The sequence below is a fragment of the Psychrobacter sp. GTC18467 genome, from assembly GCF_055397455.1.
In genome coordinates this window covers 319,512-336,515 of record NZ_AP038920.1, presented here as the reverse complement: position 1 = coordinate 336,515, position 17,004 = coordinate 319,512, and the positions used below count along the sequence as shown (strand labels likewise).

The 17,004-nt window shown below is 45.4% G+C and carries 16 protein-coding genes; 6 read left to right on the top strand and 10 right to left on the bottom strand.

What is annotated here, in order from left to right; all coding sequences use genetic code 11:
• Positions 1 to 14: 14 nt before the first annotated feature.
• The 4 genes from ACZ5XY_RS01405 to ACZ5XY_RS01390 all read left to right on the top strand — a co-directional run bounded on the left by ACZ5XY_RS01405 (position 15) and on the right by ACZ5XY_RS01390 (position 3,274).
• Positions 15 to 518 (top strand): molybdenum cofactor biosynthesis protein MoaE, encoded by a 504-nt coding sequence (locus tag ACZ5XY_RS01405; protein ID WP_464742282.1) that lies wholly within the window; start codon positions 15 to 17, stop codon positions 516 to 518.
• A 150-nt stretch (positions 519 to 668) separates the two neighbouring features.
• Complete coding sequence (modA, locus tag ACZ5XY_RS01400; protein ID WP_464742280.1) at positions 669 to 1,616, top strand: molybdate ABC transporter substrate-binding protein; 948 nt, start codon at positions 669 to 671, stop codon at positions 1,614 to 1,616.
• A 42-nt stretch (positions 1,617 to 1,658) separates the two neighbouring features.
• Positions 1,659 to 2,357 (top strand): molybdate ABC transporter permease subunit, encoded by a 699-nt coding sequence (gene modB / locus ACZ5XY_RS01395; protein WP_464742278.1) that lies wholly within the window; start codon positions 1,659 to 1,661, stop codon positions 2,355 to 2,357.
• 101 nt (positions 2,358 to 2,458) lie between these two features.
• On the top strand, positions 2,459 to 3,274 hold the full coding sequence (locus ACZ5XY_RS01390; RefSeq protein ID WP_464742276.1) for a phosphatidate cytidylyltransferase: 816 nt from the start codon (positions 2,459 to 2,461) through the stop codon (positions 3,272 to 3,274).
• Here ACZ5XY_RS01390 and ACZ5XY_RS01385 read toward each other — a convergent pair.
• The 4 genes from ACZ5XY_RS01385 to ACZ5XY_RS01370 form a co-directional block, all read right to left on the bottom strand.
• The gene (locus ACZ5XY_RS01385; protein WP_464742274.1) at positions 3,237 to 4,058 is read right to left on the bottom strand and encodes an SDR family NAD(P)-dependent oxidoreductase; all 822 of its coding nucleotides are present in this window, start codon (positions 4,056 to 4,058) and stop codon (positions 3,237 to 3,239) included. The genes ACZ5XY_RS01390 and ACZ5XY_RS01385 overlap by 38 nt on opposite strands.
• 40 nt (positions 4,059 to 4,098) lie before the next feature.
• A complete protein-coding gene (locus ACZ5XY_RS01380; RefSeq protein WP_464742272.1) occupies positions 4,099 to 5,268 on the bottom strand; it encodes a patatin-like phospholipase family protein in 1,170 nt (389 codons plus the stop codon).
• Positions 5,265 to 7,730: an alpha/beta fold hydrolase gene (locus ACZ5XY_RS01375; protein WP_464742270.1), complete on the bottom strand. Its 2,466-nt coding sequence runs from the start codon at positions 7,728 to 7,730 to the stop codon at positions 5,265 to 5,267. Before ACZ5XY_RS01375 ends, ACZ5XY_RS01380 begins: the two co-directional genes overlap by 4 nt.
• A gap of 112 nt (positions 7,731 to 7,842) precedes the next feature.
• Positions 7,843 to 8,376 carry a DUF2058 domain-containing protein gene (locus ACZ5XY_RS01370; RefSeq protein WP_464742268.1) on the bottom strand — a complete coding sequence of 178 codons (534 nt, stop codon included), beginning with the start codon at positions 8,374 to 8,376 and terminating at the stop codon, positions 7,843 to 7,845.
• A gap of 186 nt (positions 8,377 to 8,562) precedes the next feature.
• Between ACZ5XY_RS01370 and ACZ5XY_RS01365 the strand changes: the two genes are divergently transcribed.
• Together ACZ5XY_RS01365 and ACZ5XY_RS01360 are read left to right on the top strand one after the other, a co-directional pair.
• Positions 8,563 to 10,062: an aspartate ammonia-lyase gene (locus ACZ5XY_RS01365; RefSeq protein ID WP_464742266.1), complete on the top strand. Its 1,500-nt coding sequence runs from the start codon at positions 8,563 to 8,565 to the stop codon at positions 10,060 to 10,062.
• Positions 10,063 to 10,244: 182 nt separating this feature from the next.
• Complete coding sequence (locus ACZ5XY_RS01360; RefSeq protein ID WP_464742264.1) at positions 10,245 to 11,003, top strand: hypothetical protein; 759 nt, start codon at positions 10,245 to 10,247, stop codon at positions 11,001 to 11,003.
• Positions 11,004 to 11,009: 6 nt separating this feature from the next.
• Here the strand turns inward: ACZ5XY_RS01360 and ACZ5XY_RS01355 are convergent, their stop codons facing one another.
• The 6 genes from ACZ5XY_RS01355 to otsB all read right to left on the bottom strand — a co-directional run bounded on the left by ACZ5XY_RS01355 (position 11,010) and on the right by otsB (position 16,964).
• On the bottom strand, positions 11,010 to 11,678 hold the full coding sequence (locus tag ACZ5XY_RS01355; protein ID WP_464742262.1) for a glycosyltransferase family 2 protein: 669 nt from the start codon (positions 11,676 to 11,678) through the stop codon (positions 11,010 to 11,012).
• 22 nt (positions 11,679 to 11,700) lie between these two features.
• On the bottom strand, positions 11,701 to 12,483 hold the full coding sequence (locus ACZ5XY_RS01350; protein ID WP_464742260.1) for a class I SAM-dependent DNA methyltransferase: 783 nt from the start codon (positions 12,481 to 12,483) through the stop codon (positions 11,701 to 11,703).
• Entirely contained in the window at positions 12,467 to 13,333 is an 867-nt protein-coding gene (locus tag ACZ5XY_RS01345; protein WP_464742258.1) for a PIG-L deacetylase family protein, read from the bottom strand. The genes ACZ5XY_RS01350 and ACZ5XY_RS01345 overlap by 17 nt, the downstream gene beginning before the upstream one ends.
• Positions 13,321 to 14,430 (bottom strand): acyl-CoA dehydrogenase, encoded by a 1,110-nt coding sequence (locus ACZ5XY_RS01340; protein WP_464742256.1) that lies wholly within the window; start codon positions 14,428 to 14,430, stop codon positions 13,321 to 13,323. Before ACZ5XY_RS01340 ends, ACZ5XY_RS01345 begins: the two co-directional genes overlap by 13 nt.
• 75 nt (positions 14,431 to 14,505) lie before the next feature.
• Positions 14,506 to 16,044, bottom strand: a complete 1,539-nt coding sequence (locus ACZ5XY_RS01335; protein WP_464742254.1) for an alpha,alpha-trehalose-phosphate synthase (UDP-forming) — start codon at positions 16,042 to 16,044, stop codon at positions 14,506 to 14,508.
• Positions 16,041 to 16,964, bottom strand: coding sequence for a trehalose-phosphatase (gene otsB, locus ACZ5XY_RS01330; protein WP_464742252.1), 924 nt, complete (start codon positions 16,962 to 16,964; stop codon positions 16,041 to 16,043). The genes ACZ5XY_RS01335 and otsB overlap by 4 nt, the downstream gene beginning before the upstream one ends.
• Positions 16,965 to 17,004: the final 40 nt, after the last annotated feature.

The following is a 17,004-nucleotide window of genomic DNA, read 5'->3' as shown; positions in this document are numbered from 1 at the left end:
CGAGGATAACGGTCATGCAAAATCATATTGAAAAAAGCGTTCATCAAGGCGCAATGAAAATTAAACGTAGCGCTGATGACGCTTATCATCTTGCTATTAATGACGGCTTTGCGCTGCTAGATTTGCCGATTGATGAAGAGCGATTAAAACGCGCGCTAATTAATGATGAAAGCGGGGCGCTGGTCAGCTTTGATGGTCGCGTCCGCAATCATAACAATGACAGTAGCGTTCAGCGCCTCACCTACTATGGCTATGAGGACTTGGCGATTAACCAAGGTCGCTTGATTATTGCTGAGGCCAAAGCAAAATTTGATATTGTCAATGCCGTTGCCATGCACCGAATTGGCGCGCTTGCGATTGGCGATGTGGCGGTTTGGATAGGCGTTTCGGCGGCGCATCGAGATGCCGCTTTTGAAGCTTGCCGCTGGATTTTGGATACCGTCAAAGCAGATATTCCAATTTGGAAGCAAGAATATTATCCTGATGCGCCATCAAAATGGCTAAGCAACAATGGTTAAAAAATTGGTCGATATAACTATTTTTCTTAAAATTATAATTAAATTGGTAATTTAAGTATCATTATAATAAGTGCTTTGGCACAATAGAACGATTATCGACTCTTTGCTGATTAAAAATTCATAAAATTATCGAAATTAAGGACGATTGCGATGACCCAAGCTGATTGCGAACTATTAACCGCACAAGTAACCAAACCATCAAAGCTATTGATGATTGGTTTGAGCGCCGCTGTTGGGGTTATGGCAACCGCTTGTAGCAAAACTGAAGCACCAAGCGACCCTGTTGCTAACCAAACTACGCAAGAAACTACGCAGACGTCATCGCAACAGCCTAACCAACAAGAGCAAAGCCAAGACGCAACTGCGCAGGATGCTAAGCCGACCGAAGGAAAGGAAATCCGCATTGCCGCCGCCGCCAACTTATCGGACGTGTTGCCGGAAATCATCGACAGTTATAAAGCTGATAATAATATTCCCAATCAAAAAATTGACGTTACTTTTGCCTCCTCAGGAAAGCTGGTTGCTCAAATTGAAGCCGGCGCGCCTTACGATATCTTTTTATCGGCTGACCAAGATTTTCCGGCAAAGCTTGCAGGTGGCATGCTTAAAGACAAAAGCATGCCATTCACTTACACTCAAGGTCAGCTAACGCTTTACAGCACCAAACACGCTTTAACGGATTTTACCCCTGACTCGCTGAAAAAACTGGTCACCGAAGACAGCGGCAATAAATTTACCATTGCCAATCCTGACCTTGCCCCGTATGGTGCGGCAGCGAAAATGTATCTGAGCGACCAAAAAGCTTATGATAACTTGGTTGCCAAAAAGCGGCTGATTCAGGCGGAAAATATCGGTCAAGCGTTTCAATACGCGCACACTGGAAGCGTTGATTATGGCTTTGTGGCGTTATCGCAAGTCAAAGGCGTGGACGCACCTGCTGATAAATATTACGTTTTAGAGCAAAGCGCTTATCCGGCGATTTTGCAAGACGGCATCGTAGTAAAAGAGGGCAAAGTTGCCACCGACTTTACCAACTATTTACTTGGCGCAAAAGGTCAAGACTACTTTGCCAAAGCCGGTTATTTGCCATTGAAATGAGGTCTAACGGCTTATTTTAGGTAAACATTAGGTGTTGTTATAATGATAGGGCAGGTGGTTGCGGCTGAAATGCTTGCCCCCGTTTGGGTAAGCATTAAGCTTGCTGCTGTGACGACGCTTTGCTTGCTTGTTTTTGCCACTCCGCTTGCCTATTGGCTTGCTAAGCCAAGTAGCACCACGATTGTCAAGCGTATCAAAGTGCTACTGATGGGCGTGATTGCCATGCCGCTGGTGCTACCGCCAACGGTGATTGGCTTTTATTTGCTGCTGCTATTTAGCCCAAATTATGGCATTGGCAAATGGCTTGTCAGTCATCATTTAAGCGCGCTGACCTTTACCTTTGAAGGCTTGGTCATTGGCTCGATTGTTTATTCGTTGCCGTTTTACATTCAGCCGGTTTACGCTCAGTGCGCGCGCTTGCCAAAAAGTATGCTTGAGGCAGCGCATTTGCTTGAGCCAAGCCGGTTGCGCTGCTTTTGGCAAGTGATTTTACCGCAAGTTAAAATCGGCATTATCCTTGGCAGCTTGGTCAGCTTTGCCCATACCATTGGTGAGTTTGGCGTCGTTTTGATGATTGGCGGCAGCATTCCGCATGAAACCAAGGTCGTATCCATCGCTATTTATGAGCAGGTCGAGGCGCTCAATTATGAAGCTGCGCACACGATGTCGCTGATGTTAATCATCATGGGAATGGTGATGGTCGCGCTGATTGCAAGCGTTGGCAAAAAAGGCGTTCGCTAAGCGCCTTTTTTAATTGAAAGCCGTATAATAAAGCTTAAGTTTAGTGAAATTGTGATTTTAATCCGCTTTTTTGCTGTTGAATTAATGGTAGGTTAAAGGCAATGACCGCAGACTTAGCTTCCGACCAGCAGTTTATTGTCATTATTTTAGCTGTCAATTTTGTGGTTTGGCAGTGGCTGCGCTTGCCTGATAATCATCAAAAATTTTCCTCGATTTACTTAATTGCCCGCTCATGGTGGTGGCTGCTTGTTATCTTATTTTCTGGCTATTTATGGTCACAATGGCAAAATGCGGCAGGTAGTTATCCTTATCGTTGGCTATTAGATGGGTTGTTTGTTTTAATGGGGGCTCAAGGCGGCATTGAGATGTTCAGGGTTTCTCGCAATCGCCTTGCGAAAAAACATACGTTATTCACCGTAATTTTAACGGTTCTATTTTTTACGTTAATTTTAAGCTTAATCTTACTCAATCATTTGACGCTTTATCATCATCAGCATGGCGTGATATTGTTTGTGCTGTTTGCCAGTCAATTTAACGACATTGCGCAGTATCTTTGCGGAAAAGCATTGGGTCAGCGCTTGTTCAAGCGAAAACTTGCGCCCACGATCAGCCCCAATAAAACGATTGAAGGGGCGGTATTTGGCAGTTTGTTATCGTCACTATTAGCAGCGCTACTTGGGCTTTGGTTGACGCCTTTTGGAGCGCTTGTTTGCTTTGGGGTTGCCTATGTATTGGCGGTGACGGGGATTTGCGGCGATTTGCTCGTTTCGGCATTTAAACGCCGCCATCAGGTCAAAGATATGGGCGCGCTGTTGCCCGGTCATGGCGGCATATTAGACCGCGTGGACAGTTTGCTGATTGGCGTGCCTTTATTTACCCTTATTTATTGGCAGGCTTATCCAAGCGTTTTTTCATAAGAAAGTTGAGTAAAGGCTTGGGGAGGGCGTTTAAGGTTTGAACAAGGTAGCGCATGGGCTTTGGAAAAATCGCCAATTTAATATCGTCATTAATGGCGGTCATCATATAATCGGTTGCGAGCGCCTCACTGATAATAAACGGCTTGTGGCTGGCATCACCATGATTTAAGTTGCGAAGGCTTTGGGTATCGATGTAGCCTGAGGCAATGCAATTGACCTGAATGTTAAAAGGTTTCAGCGCCAATCGGTAAGCGTCACAAGTGGCAATCATGGCGTGTTTGCAGCGCGCATAAAGACTGGCGTAAGGGTAAGTCATTATTCCGGCGATAGAGGCGAGGCAAATTATGGCAGGTTTTGGCAAGTTTGAATTTAAAGGTTGATGATTTGCTTGCGCGGTCAGCACCTCACTTGCCCAAAGCATCATATCGTTAAACGCTTGCAAATTTATCGCCAGCATTTTATGGCTGTCCTCACTATTTAATTGTAATTGGCGCTCGTTGAGATACCAACCCGCTGAATAAATCACACGATTAAAAAAAGGCTTGGTGTCATTTTTAAGCTGATAAAACAACTGCCGCCGCTGACACGTTAACGTTAAATCGCATTGTAGCGTTTGCATATTGGGATAAGTTTTACGAATTTTGTTAATTTTATCTAAGCAATTGCCAACAACGGTAACGCGCCAACCGTCTGCCAAATGCCGAAGTGCAAGTGCTAGACCAATCCCGCTTGTGCCGCCAAAAATTAGCACGCTTGGCGGATTGGCTAAATCATTGTCAGGCAAGTGAATTGTCCTTTTTAAGCTAATTTTTTAAGGTAATTTTTTAAGATAATTTTTTAAGATAATCCGCAGTTCGTTGATAGCCAAATTGCCACTGCGCCGTCATTTGCTGAACAAACTTATCATAGCTTGGATAATTCAGCTCAACTTTTCCTAATAGCGGTCGAAATTTTTTAGCCATATAATTGCCATTTAAAGCGGCAACTTGGTCGGCAAAAGGCAGCCAGTGAACGTTATGTTCTAAAGAGTCGCCAAATTCTTGATAAACATTTTGCCAACGCTGATTGGGGTCAAAACCAAAAACGTACTTGATAGCAGGGCTGGCAAGTTTTGGGTCATAATCGGCTTTGGTTTCGGCAAAGACCGTTTTGCCAAGTGTCACTGCCATTTCAATGGGCGTTAAATCAATCACCCCGCCAAGCGACCAACCCAAATCATCAATATAAATCGGTGATAAATAATACATATCGGCAATAGAGGCGCGAACGGCGTGTTCAAACTGCCAATCAAAAACGGGGTAAATGCTTTTGGCAATTCGGTTGGGCGCGGCTTGATGCAGCGGGCAGGTCATTGCCATTAGCAAAGGATGGTTGGCTAAAGCTTTTGGCGCAAAAAGCACTTCTTGAAGATAAAAGTTTGGGGTTCGCGTTTTTAATAGGGTCGTCGCTTTGGTTTCATTATTCGGTTGATAAAAACGACTGGCAATAATGGCAATATCTGGAGCTTTTGGAATAGTTTTCGCATTGGAATTTGCTTTTAAAGTTAGCAGCGGAGTTAGCCAATCGTCATCAATGGTAAATAGCGCTTGGTTTGTTAGCTCATCAAGCAAGCTTTCCATGCAGTCAGCGGCGCGGTAATCGGCAAATTTTTTAAGCTTTTGGTTTAAATAGCTTTGGCTTCGGTTTTGATTTAAGCAGTAGCGCTTTAACGCCTGATATAAATGACGATGATTGGTCATGCTAAACGGGTTTTTTGTGCTATTGGGCTGATTTTGGCAAAGGGCGTGATAAAGGGCTCGGCTTCGCGATAGGTCGCGTAAGTCTTTTGGGTCAGGGGCGATATCCACCAAAAGCGCCGCCAAACTGCCACCGCAAGATGCTAAAATCAAATCGGGCGGCAAACCAAACTCACAAAGCGCGGCATAACTGCCCAAATAATAGCCAAATCGAACGCTGCCGCCTGAAAATAGCAAGACCCTTTGATAAGGCGTCATATCGCGCAGCTGTCTTTTTTGGCAAGCGAAACCGTAAAAATGCCAAAATGGTCGATTCGCATCGCTACTTTGGTAAATCCTGCTTTTTGCACCAATTGGTCGATTTCAGCTTGCGAGCGGCAGCGCATGAGCCAGCTTTGACCTTGATGGTTGGTGAGCGTTTTGCCGATAAATTCTTGTTCAGGGTGCCACGGCTGATTGGTGTAAATGAAATAACCGCCGTCAGTTAGGCTATGATAAATGCCCTCAAGCGCGGTCATAATTAAGTCATTGCTTGAGAACAGCTCAAAAACGCCTGACGCGATTGCCAAATCAAATTCAGATGGGTCTAAATAGCTGTCTTTACAAAAGGCGTCTTTTTGCAGTGTTTGGACTTGCGTGCTTACGCCATGCTCAAGCGCTTTTTCTTGCAAAACCTTGATATTATGAGCGTCATAATCACGAAGTTCGGCGCTGATGTGCGCAAATTGTTGCAACAGCTCCATCACGTAATAGCCGTTGCCACTGGCAATATCAAGCAGCTTTAGGGGAGTTTTATCTGTACTTAAGTCATCAATGGCAAGCTTAGCAAGCTCCAATAAATGCTGACGGCGAATGCGAATGCCTTGCCAACCAATATTATTTAAATAAAATCTGTCAACGGCGCGACCAAGTACGTTTTTGCCGCGAGGCTGATTGTCATAAACTTTATCAAGCGAGCTGCCAGAATCAAAGCCATGCTCAAGCCCTGTTGCAATCGCATCGCTGATATGACCGAATTTTTGCATGGCAAGTCGGGTGAGGGCAAAGCTTGGGTTAAATGGCTTAATGGCAAGCCTATCGACGGTATCCTTGCTCGCGCTGTCGTTATGAGCTTGACTTAAATCAACGGTTTTGGCAGGCGCGTCAAACAGCGTTTCGGCAAAATTGATACAGTCTTGGATGATCTCAGCCTTGTTGGTTTCATGAAAAATGGCGTGAAAGCTGTCAGGATAAAGCTTCCAACGCTTGTTAGGCGCGCGGATACCTTCAAAAAACTCGCGTTCAGCTTGTTTATCCACGACATAATCTTTGCCCGCGCAAAGGATAAAGGTCGGCGTGGTAATTGCGCCGGCGTCCTCAAGTAGCCGCTTTCCGGTGGCGTGGGTGTCAATCAGCAAGTCGCTTGAAATGCTGCTTGAAATCAGCGGGTCGGCTTGGTATTCGGCTTGCGCGGTTTTGTCGTGGGTTAATACTTGCGCTTTGACATAGCTTGACACGCGCGGCATCAGGTTAAGCTTGCGAGCGGCTTTGAGCATTGGCAGGGCAAACGGCAAATAAAGCCGAATGCGCAGGGCAGGCGTTCCCAAAATCATGCCGCGAATATTAGGCGCGTAATCGTGAACCCAAGCTGCGGCAAGCGTTGCGCCAATGCTGCTTGCGACAATGACGGTGTTGTCAATGGCGATGGTTGATTTTTTAACCACCAAGCGCACAAAATCGTCCAAATCGCGTTCAAGCTCGGTCACGCTTTTGGCATAATCTTTGATGCCGCCTGAGCGACCATTGCCGCGAGCATCCCAAGCAAAAACTTGGTAGCCTGAGTTAACAAAGCCTAACGCCACGTCTTCTAATCGCCCTGAATGCTCGTGACCTCGGTGCATTAGGATGACTTGTTTTTGCGCGTTTTGGCTATTTTTTAGCTCGGATAAAGGCATGGTTAGCCAATAGCGATAATAAATCGCCGTGCCATCGTAAGCGTTAAAGCAGCTTTGTTCGCTGATGATTGGCGGCGTTTTAGTTGATGAATTTGGCATATCGCCTCCTTGCGATGGGCTAAAAAACGGTAAGGGCTTTGATTGAGCGATTGCCAATGGCGGCGGATGGAAATGATTAAAATAATGCTCGGCGATAAAAGCAAGGCGATTGAGACTGGTTTTAATGAGCAGTAATTGATTGATAGCTAATAACAAGGAAGTGATGGGTTTTAAAGGCGCATTTAGGGCAACCAATGTACCGATGATACCTATTTCAAAAGCGCGGTCGCTTTTTCCTAACGGTCCATGATTGGCGCGCGCTCCTGCTGTTTTTTCAGCTGCAATGGCAATGAGTTCGGTAATCAGGCTTAATTTTTGAACACTTGATAACTGCCATTGTTGATCAGGCGTTAAATGCGCCCGAAAGCTGGCAAGCAGCGCCCAGTCTGAAACGATATCGCCGGCTTCATTCAAAATAGCGCCTTGTTTGGTTGCTTGCTTGTGCTCGCGTGCCATCATGCCATCAATGGCGTTCATTGCCATTCGCAAAAATAAGGACAACGGCAATATCAGCCAAATACGGCGCTGATGGTCACAATCAATGCGCGCAATAATAACTGCCGTTCCAACACTTAACGCCACTGCGCTAATGGTCACTTGGTTTGCGCTGATGCCTATCGCTACCAAGTGATTGCTGATAGGTCGCAGCTGATGTTGAAACCCTGATTTGAGCTGATATAACGACACTGCTAAGACCTTTTCCGAATCAAAGTTTATAAATCCGTGTTAAGAAGCATAGCAAAAGCGCTAAAATTTAACGAGGGGTGTTTAGTTGTTAATTTAACGCTAAATTTAGCCGTTACCACATCAAATCATCCGGAATGACATAAGCGGCATACGGGTCATCTTCATCGACCTCAGCGCTGTTTTTGTCGTTTGAAACAACGATAAAGCCCTCCATTTTGTCATTGATGCGCTCAGCTAGTGGGTAGGGCAGCAGCGCATAATTGTCATCTAAGCGTGCAATCACCACATGACCGGACACGATTTGGTCAAAAAGTTTTTGCGTGGTATGGATTTTTTTGACTTTACTGTTATCGGCGAACTGATAGCTGACATCGCCTGCGGTATCTGCAATTTGATGCTGCTTAATCATTTGTTTGATGTTGGCGGCAAGGGTTTTTTGTTCAAGCTGCTGCTGTTTTTCTTGGTTGAGCTGTTGGTCTTTGGCAACCTTTTCAGCTTGAGCGGCAGCCAGTGCTTTTTTGGCTTCAGTCGCCGCGTCGTCGCCGGTGCGCTTGGCGTGAGCCGATTGTTTGTTCAGTTTTTTTGCCTTGTTGCTATCCACCAGTCCGGCTTTTAACAGTTGGGCTTGTAGGGCGTTTTTTGCCATAGTTTTTCCTAAAATATCATCAATAACACTCAAAAGACTATGGTAGCAAATTTTAAAGAAGGTTGGCGCAGTTTGTCGTGTTCATTTAGCTGTTAAATTGCCTACATTTATCACACAGTACCGAGCATTTTGGCTCTACAAAAGTGCTATTATCAAAAGGCATTCATATTTTAATTAGGACGTATTATGGCAGTTGCAGCCCCAACAACAAGTAGCAGTAACAGCGGCAGCATAAATAAGTTGCAAGATTCTTTTTTGACAGATGTTGATTTGACCACGGCTTTAGATAACCCTCCTGAATTTCGGGTGGAGTCGGATTTGCTTGGCGAGCAAAACGTTCCGGCCGATGCACTCTACGGTATCCAAACTCAGCGCGCTCACCAAAACTTTCATATTACCGGCGTTCCTATCAGCCACTTTCCAGAGTTGGTCGTCGCGCTTGCAATGGTTAAATTGTCAGCTGCAAAGGCAAATCAGCGTCATGGACTGCTAAGCGATGACAAGGCTAAGGTCATTATTGAGGCTTGTGAAGAGCTGATTTCAGGGGAGCATCACGAGGCGTTTATCGTTGATTTGATTCAAGGCGGGGCGGGGACGTCAACCAATATGAACGCCAATGAAGTGATTGCCAATATCGGGCTTGCTAAAATGGGACTTGAGTTTGGTCAATATCAGTTTTTGCACCCCAATAATGATGTCAATCAATCGCAATCAACCAATGATGTCTATCCAAGTGCGGCGCGCTTGGCGGTTATTTTTGCCGCTCAACCGTTAAAAGATGCGATAAATCAGCTTCAAGACAGTTTGGCAAAAAAAGCCGATGAGTTTGCTGAGGTGCTAAAAATGGGGCGAACGCAAATGCAAGATGCCGTTCCGATGACCCTTGGTCAAGAGTTTAAAGCCTTTGCTAGTGATTTGGGCGGGGAGGTGGCGCAGATTAACCATTCTTGTCATCAACTTTGCGAGGTGAATTTGGGCGGAACGGCAATTGGCACAGGGATTAACGCGCCAAATGGCTATGCCGAAACGGTGGTTAATGAGTTGACCCAAATCAGCGGATTGCCCATTCATTTAGCCAAAGATTTGATTGCCGCAAGCTCGGATATGGGCGCGTTTGTGAAGTTTTCAGGGACCCTTCGTCGCCTTGCCATTAAACTGTCAAAACTTAGCAATGATTTGCGTCTGTTGTCCAGTGGTCCAAGAACCGGACTTGGCGAGATTAACCTCCCCGCCGTTCAGCCTGGCTCCTCCATCATGCCCGGTAAAGTCAATCCGGTAATTCCGGAAGCGGTTAATCAAACGGCGTTTCAAGTGATGGGAACGGATATGAGCATCACCATGGCAGCGGAAGCCGGTCAGCTTCAGCTAAATGCGATGGAGCCGCTCATTATTTATAATTTGCTCAATAACGCTCGCATGCTCCAAAAAGCCATTCACATACTCGATAATCTTTGTATTCAAGGGATTACGGCGAATAAAGAACACTGCTCGCAGCACGTGAAAAACAGCATCGGCATTGTCACCGCGCTTGTGCCGCATATTGGCTATGAAAATGCCACGCGAATTGCCGAGCAGGCGCTGATGAGCGGGGTGAGCGTTCCTGATTTGGTTCGACAAGAGGGTTTGCTCACCGAAGACGAGCTTGAAGAAATCTTATCGCTTGGCAATATCATTCATAATTTGTAATCAAAGCTTGAGCCGTTGTAATAAGCCCAATGGTTAAATAAAAAAGCTTCTAATATGAGTTAGGAGCTTTTTATTACTGACCTTTTATGTCAAATTTGCAAAGGTAAATTTGGGTATTTTTAATCAAACTACCTAGCAATAAAAACCAAACATAGTCGCTTCTCAATTTATTCAGGTATTCAATGTTTATCCAAAAATTAAGTCAGGTAATGATTATGGTGATGACCTCGACCTTCATGGCATCTTGTAGCGATGTGTTTTCTACAAACTATATTGGGGATTTAGGCGGTACTCCCGTTGATCTACCGAAGAGTCTCGTACATCTAGTTGAGTATGACGGTGACCCTGCTTGGGGCAAAAAACGGGAGGGTCCAAAACCTACACGTAGCTATGATTCAAAGATTAATAGCTTTGGCTTTGATGTGCGTTATACCGATAACACCATGCTTGATAAGAGCAATAAGGAAATCAAACGCGCTTATGATGAAGAAAAGAACTTACCGGATAGCCCTTGGGTATCGGTAAACGTCTCATCTGGAGACAGATATCATGGAGCAGGTGGGATTCACCGTATGGGGGATGGAACGATTAGTGCAAGTGACGTACACCCCGTTTATAGATATGCAAAGCTTGACAATGATCAATACGGATTGGAAGTTTACGCACCGCCAGGTATCGACCCGAAGACCAATAAATCATGGCGTGAAGACATTGATGCAGAAGATGTGTTTATTCAAAGAGATGATATGGGACAAATCACAACTTATATAAAGTGTAGTAATAGAGCTGTACCAAGCCCACCTTGTCAACACCTCTTCGATTCAGAGCCACAGATGGCATTAGATCTCAGTGTGCAGTATTCTCGTCATAATCTTGCTGATTGGCAACAAATTGAGCAGGTGGTCAGGGGGCAAATTTTAAACTTTCGCAAAACGTTATAATTGTTGCTATGAATTACTTTTTTCTAAATTTGCCAAAAACGCCGCAAAGCCCTCTGCGGCTCGCGCTTCTAGCCGGCTGCTTGTGGTCACCCGAACGCGGTTACTCCAAATGAGGTTAAAGCCTTGATTTTCAAATTTTTTAACTAAACTCACATCTTCATGGCAAGGCATGGGCTCAAAACCGCCCACCGCAAGATAAGCGCGACTGCTAAAGCTTAAGTTTGCGCCATGAATGTGGCGATGCCCCATCATGTCTTGATAATGCGCAAGATAGTGGGCGCGCGTTTTTGCGGTTAAATGTGACCAGTCCGCGATGCTTACCACACCGCAAATCATATCGGTTGGCTGTTGTAAATGATTGATTTGCTGAGCCAACCAATCTTTGCTTACTGTCGAGTCCGCATCGGTACAGCAAAGCCAAGTTGCGCCGTTATCAATCGCATGGCGAAGTCCAAAGTCCCGCACCCGTCCCACGCAGCGATAGTTACAAGATAAGCAATCGACGCCCAAAGCTTTAACAATATTTTGCGTGTCATCGCTGCAATTATCAAGAACCACAAGCGGATAAGCGTCAACAGAGTCCGGCAATTGCGCAATGGCAGTTTGTATTGCCGCCAAACAGTCCGCTATCGTTAGCGCCTCGTTATGCGCCGGAATGACAATACCAATTTTCATATTAATCTTAAATTATCCAAATTTATACCAAGTTTTCTTGCTCAGCGACTGAAGAAAGCGTATTTTGCCAAACGTCCAACAAAAAGTCGCGGTCAACAAGGCAGCTTTGATGAGTGAACACCGCTTGTGGCGTTTTTTGATTTGGCTCAATGCTCGCCGGCAAGTTAAACGCATTTTGCAAGCGCTCATGAACGCGCGCGCCGGTCATGTCAAAGCCATCAATCTCGTAGCGCCAGTGACAGCAAAGCAGCGTCCCACCTACTGCTAAGTGCTTTTGCACCCAAGCAATCACAATATCAATATCAGTTGCTGATAAATAATATAAAATCTCACTAATGACCATCAAATCAAAAGTTGGTTGCAAACTGTTGTTGGTTGGCGCGCCATTTTGCAAAAGTGTTTTTGGCAACGTTGAAAATATATCAGGAATAATGCCGTGAATCACTTTAGCATGATAGGCTTTGGCTAAGCGCTGTTTGGCTAAGCTTACCGCTTGGCGATTGCCATCGATACTGACCAAGCTTTGGCAACGGCTTGCAAGCAGCTCGCTAAACACGCCATTACCGCAGCCAAGTTCAATGCCGCGCTTATATTGACTTTGGGGCAGTAGCGACAAGCAGATATCCCGTTTTCTTTTTTCATACCAACGGGTTTGGTAGTGCCACGGGTCTTTATTGCCCTCATAAAGCGCATCAAAATAAGCTTCTGAATAATTTGCCGTCGCGCCATCGTCTTTTATGGCTTCCGCCGCGTTTAACTGATTGGCAAGATTCATGGGCGTGATGGTATCAATCGTAGGCTTCATATAAATACACCTCCCAAGGTTGGCTGACTCTGGCAATGGTGATTTCGGATAATATCGGCGGGTTTCCGGTGCTTTGGTCGGTGGTAATTTGACTGGTAAAGCATGAAATGGCGGTTGATTTTCGCTGAAGTTGATTGTCCGTTAAATCAAGCCGAAGGGCATTTTTCCAAGGGATTCGCGGGTCATTTGGACTTGCCCAATGCCACGCCCAAATCAGCACTTGATAGCAAGGCAGATGATGGGCTTTGGCAAAGTTTGCCACCACTTGCCCCGTTACCTCGTGGTCGGGGTGACCGTCATGAACAAAAGGCGTCACCAAAATATCATCAGAACGGACAATCGCGCTCAGCTTTTTGGTAAACTCACTTTGATTTGAAATCACATCACCGTCCGGTAAATCAAGGCTAACCGTGGTCACTTTTCCAGCAATGGTTAACGCATTAAGAGCAGCAGCGCTTTCTTGCGGGCGTATAGTCCCAAGCTTATTTGGCGGATAAATGCTAGAGTCAGGATGGCTTTGTGTGCCGCGCGTCACATAAACGATGACAATAGGAACATCATTTGCCGCCAACTGTTGCAGCAGACCGCCGCAACCTAAAATTTCATCGTCAGGATGCGGCGCAAAAATACAAACACGCTTGTTCGGTGCAAAGTGCTTTGTGACGTCTAATCGCGGCAAATTATGAAGCCCTTGCCAGTTTTGCCACGTCTCGCAACTTGTGCCATCGCCTTTAATGACGCGGTCGCCGACAATCGGATGAAGCGGGGTTGCATCAGGATTGACTAAAAGGCTTTCTGAGTCAGCACCGTTTTCATTAAACGCTGATTTTGTTGCCGTTAAAGTTGCCATAAGCGCTCCTGATGTTCGTTTGAACCTAAAGCTTTTTGACTTTGCGCGCTAAGCTCACCAATGCGCTGCCAATCAAATGCGCCATGGCTTTGACGAATGAAAACGGTCAAATCCGCTGACAGCCTTGCAAAATGCGCTTGAGTGCAAAATGGTGCTGCGCCCAAAGCTTGCCCAACGGTGTCTAACGCTTGCCGCGCGACTTGCTCGGTATTTGCCCGAAGCTGCCGGATCATAAGCTCATGATTGCTGTTTGGTTTCGTGTCAATCAAGTCAGCAACGTCATAAAAATACTGCTGATTTACTGCGAGCGCCGTCGCAATTTGTCCTAAATACATCGCTTTAAAAGGGTTCGGCTTTTTTGCAAAAGCAGTTAACAAATAGTCTGCTATTGCTGTTGTCGCCCCAAACCAACACGCCGCAACGCCTGCCGCCCCATGCCAAAATCCAAACCGGTCTAAATAAGCATTTGGACTGCCGACAAGGCGCGCAGGGACGCCGTGAAACTGAACGGTTGCGGTATCGGTCGCTTGCATTCCAACCGCTTGCCAAGCGCCATTATCAATAGCTATCCCAGACTGCGCCATATCGACCATGACCAGTTGCGATTGTCCGGCATCATCGCGATAGGTCAAAAGCCCAAAATCGACCATATTTGCTCCTGAGCACCACGCTTTAGTCCCAAAAATCTTACCGCTCTCAAAGCGAATCGGGTCAGGATGCCCCTCAGCTGCCCAAACTGCCCAAAGCCCTTGCGCTTTAATATCGCCAACTTCCTTTAAAATACTGAATGCGTCAAGGTGCGACTCAAACCATTTGGCAATCGTCAAATCAAGCCCTGCAACAAACGCCAAGATCTGCCAACGAATCAGCGTTTGCGACCCTGAACCGTTTGTACCGCTTGCAGGGTGAGGGATTTGCTCGCTAAAGCTGACCAAAATATCTAAAATCTTGCGCCGCAACTCATCGGTCATGACGGTTGCCGCGCTAGCGTTTGCCTCGGTAGGAAATACGCCGGTAATCGTAGTTTTGATTTGGGTTAATAACAAATTTTTGGCAGTGCCTTGTGATATAGCGCCTTTTGATGTAACAAGTGACATAAAAGCTTCCTAGCTATTTTTAAATTTTTATTGTTATCGGTCTTTTTTTATAAAATTATTAACCTTAACTTTATTTCAAGCAGTTTCGTTTTGGCAAGCTTCAAAACCGCTGTCTTTTAGAGAGTTGTTTTTTAAATTACTATTTTTGGGGCACAAATCTTTTAAAAAATTGTGCTGCCAGTGTTCTAAATCATTATTTTTCAAGCCTTGAAGCAGCATTTGATGGCGTGCTTTTCGCTCGCTAAGGGGCATGGTTAGCGCTAACTTTAAGCCGTTTATCATGCTTTGCGGGTCGTTTGGATCGATGATGACCGCTGCGGTCATTTGTTCCGCCGCGCCGGTATAGCAAGACAGCAACAGCACCCCCGGGTTTTGCGGATTTTGCGCAGCGACATACTCTTTAGCGACCAAATTCATGCCATCTTTTAAGGAGTTAACCCAACACACATCACTTTGCCAAAACGCCGCCATCAGCGCCGTCCGGTTTCGCACCGTTTCGCTATAGGTGATGGGCTGCCAGTACGACGTTAAATCATCTACGTTAGTGTTTTTTAAAGCAAATTCTGAATTGACTTGACCGGCGGCTTGTTTAACCTTGTCATAAAGGCGCTGATAAACGGGTAAATCCAAGCGACTTGGGCAGGCAATTTGAAATAAATTAAGCTGCTGTTGATACTCAGGATAACACTGCAAAAACTTGCTATAAGCTGAAAACCGTTCTAATAAACCTTTTGAGTAATCAATTCGGTCAACGGCAATGATTTGCTGAGCGCTAGATTTTTCATCACCGGTTTGCTGAAGTGGGCTTAAATCTTCAACCTCTTGCTGAATTTTGGCGACATTGATACCGATAGGGTAAGCATCAAGCGTCAACTTATGGCAAGCATCATCAAGGCTGAATGTTAACTGGTTTTTGGTATTATTAACGCTTAGCAGGCGCTCTGCTAAATAGTGCTTGAATACAGCCAAACAGTTGGCTTTATCACGCTGTGATTGAACTCCGATTAAATCATAGTTTGCTAACTGCGTAATTAATTCAGCGCTTTGGGGCAGCGATTGCCAAAAAGGCAGCGCGGCAAAGGGCACGTGTAAAAAAAAGCCAATCCGGTTTTTAATCCCAAGCTTTCGGCAGTAATAGGCGACACTTAAAAAATGATAATCATGAACCCAAATCACATCATCCGGCTCGACAATATGGCTTAACTGCTCAGCAAAAAGCCGATTGACCGCTTGACAGCCGGCAAAGTCCATTGGGTCTTGAGTAATCAGCTCGGTATTTCCATGAAGCATAAGCCAAAGCACATTATTGGCAAATCCGCAGTAAAAATGCTGATACTGCTTGCTGCTAAGCGCTGTGGTGACATAGCTTATATTCGCTTGAGTCGGCGTTAAATCGGCACTAATGGGGTGGCGAACTTCGTGAAACTGATTGACCGCGCTTTGGTTCAAACTGTCCTTATCTGAATTTCTACTTTCAATAATCTCGCCATTCCAGCCCATCCAAATGGCAGGGTGCTCAATTAAAACATCGTTTAAAGCAACAGCAAGACCGCCCGCCATGGGCTTATTGTCAGGAAGCTTCACGCGATTGGACAACACAATTAATCGGCTCATATCGCGCTCCTTGTGATTTGCTTGGTTGTATTTTTAGCAAAATAGGACGTTGGTTTTTGAGAACTGCTTTGGCAAAAGGTTAAAAAGCTTTTAAGAAAGTTGGTGACTTCATCAATATTTTGCAAATAGTAGCGCGCAAAGGTCGGCGCACTACCAACTTTGATGCCAATGCCATTGATATTACTGCAGTTTTTTATCGTATCGCTTTTAGCCAACCTTTCGCCCTGAACTGCCAAAAATCCTGCTTCGTCGGTGACATCATCACCGATAAAAATGGGACAAAGGTTAGGATAGTTCGGCATTTTTTTTAAAAGCGTTAAAATCGCTGCGCCTTTATTGACCCCTTTGGGAAGCAGCTCCCAAACGAACTTTCCTGATTTTAGCTCCCAATTTGGGTAGTCATGAGATAGGGCGGTCATAATTTGATAGGCGCTATCGGCTAGGTTAGGGCTTTTTCGAAAGTGCAAGGCAATGGAGTAAGGCTTATCTTCAATTCTCAATGTTGGATAAGGCAGGCAGGCTGAACAAATAGCGCGCTTGATCGCGATAAGCTCATCGCTATTAATTAAAGTCGGGGTTTGATGGCTGCTTTTGTCGTGCAGACTGCTATCAAAGGCAATTTCTAAACCATGAGTTGCCGCGATAGGCAGTTTGACAGGAAAAAGCATTTGCCGCGCCTCAACCAAGCTGCGACCGGTCACGGCGGCAACATTGACGCCTTGCTGCTGAATTTTTTGCAAAAGGTTGAGCGTTTCTTTTGGAATCACGCTGTCTTTTGGCTCAAGGGTAAATTCGGCTAGCGTGCCATCAATGTCCAAAAATAAAGCATAATTTTGGTGGCAAGATAACACCTTGCTCAGGTTCTTTGGCTGAATATACGTCGCTTGCGCCTTGAGGCGAGAGTCGTTGGCTGAAGTCACACTTTTTCCTCATCAATAACAAACTGATTTTTAATCATTT

Bases quoted from the DNA above. Each gene is read 5' to 3' on its own strand.
- ACZ5XY_RS01405 (WP_464742282.1), top strand. From the start codon at position 15: ATGCAAAATCATATTGAAAAAAGCGTTCATCAAGGCGCAATGAAAATT.
- modA (WP_464742280.1), top strand. From the start codon at position 669: ATGACCCAAGCTGATTGCGAACTATTAACCGCACAAGTAACCAAACCA.
- modB (WP_464742278.1), top strand. From the start codon at position 1,659: ATGATAGGGCAGGTGGTTGCGGCTGAAATGCTTGCCCCCGTTTGGGTA.
- ACZ5XY_RS01390 (WP_464742276.1), top strand. From the start codon at position 2,459: ATGACCGCAGACTTAGCTTCCGACCAGCAGTTTATTGTCATTATTTTA.
- ACZ5XY_RS01380 (WP_464742272.1), bottom strand. From the start codon at position 5,268: ATGACGCCTTATCAAAGGGTCTTGCTATTTTCAGGCGGCAGCGTTCGA.
- ACZ5XY_RS01370 (WP_464742268.1), bottom strand. From the start codon at position 8,376: ATGGCAAAAAACGCCCTACAAGCCCAACTGTTAAAAGCCGGACTGGTG.
- ACZ5XY_RS01365 (WP_464742266.1), top strand. From the start codon at position 8,563: ATGGCAGTTGCAGCCCCAACAACAAGTAGCAGTAACAGCGGCAGCATA.
- ACZ5XY_RS01360 (WP_464742264.1), top strand. From the start codon at position 10,245: ATGTTTATCCAAAAATTAAGTCAGGTAATGATTATGGTGATGACCTCG.
- ACZ5XY_RS01355 (WP_464742262.1), bottom strand. From the start codon at position 11,678: ATGAAAATTGGTATTGTCATTCCGGCGCATAACGAGGCGCTAACGATA.
- ACZ5XY_RS01350 (WP_464742260.1), bottom strand. From the start codon at position 12,483: ATGAAGCCTACGATTGATACCATCACGCCCATGAATCTTGCCAATCAG.
- ACZ5XY_RS01345 (WP_464742258.1), bottom strand. From the start codon at position 13,333: ATGGCAACTTTAACGGCAACAAAATCAGCGTTTAATGAAAACGGTGCT.
- ACZ5XY_RS01340 (WP_464742256.1), bottom strand. From the start codon at position 14,430: ATGTCACTTGTTACATCAAAAGGCGCTATATCACAAGGCACTGCCAAA.
- ACZ5XY_RS01335 (WP_464742254.1), bottom strand. From the start codon at position 16,044: ATGAGCCGATTAATTGTGTTGTCCAATCGCGTGAAGCTTCCTGACAAT.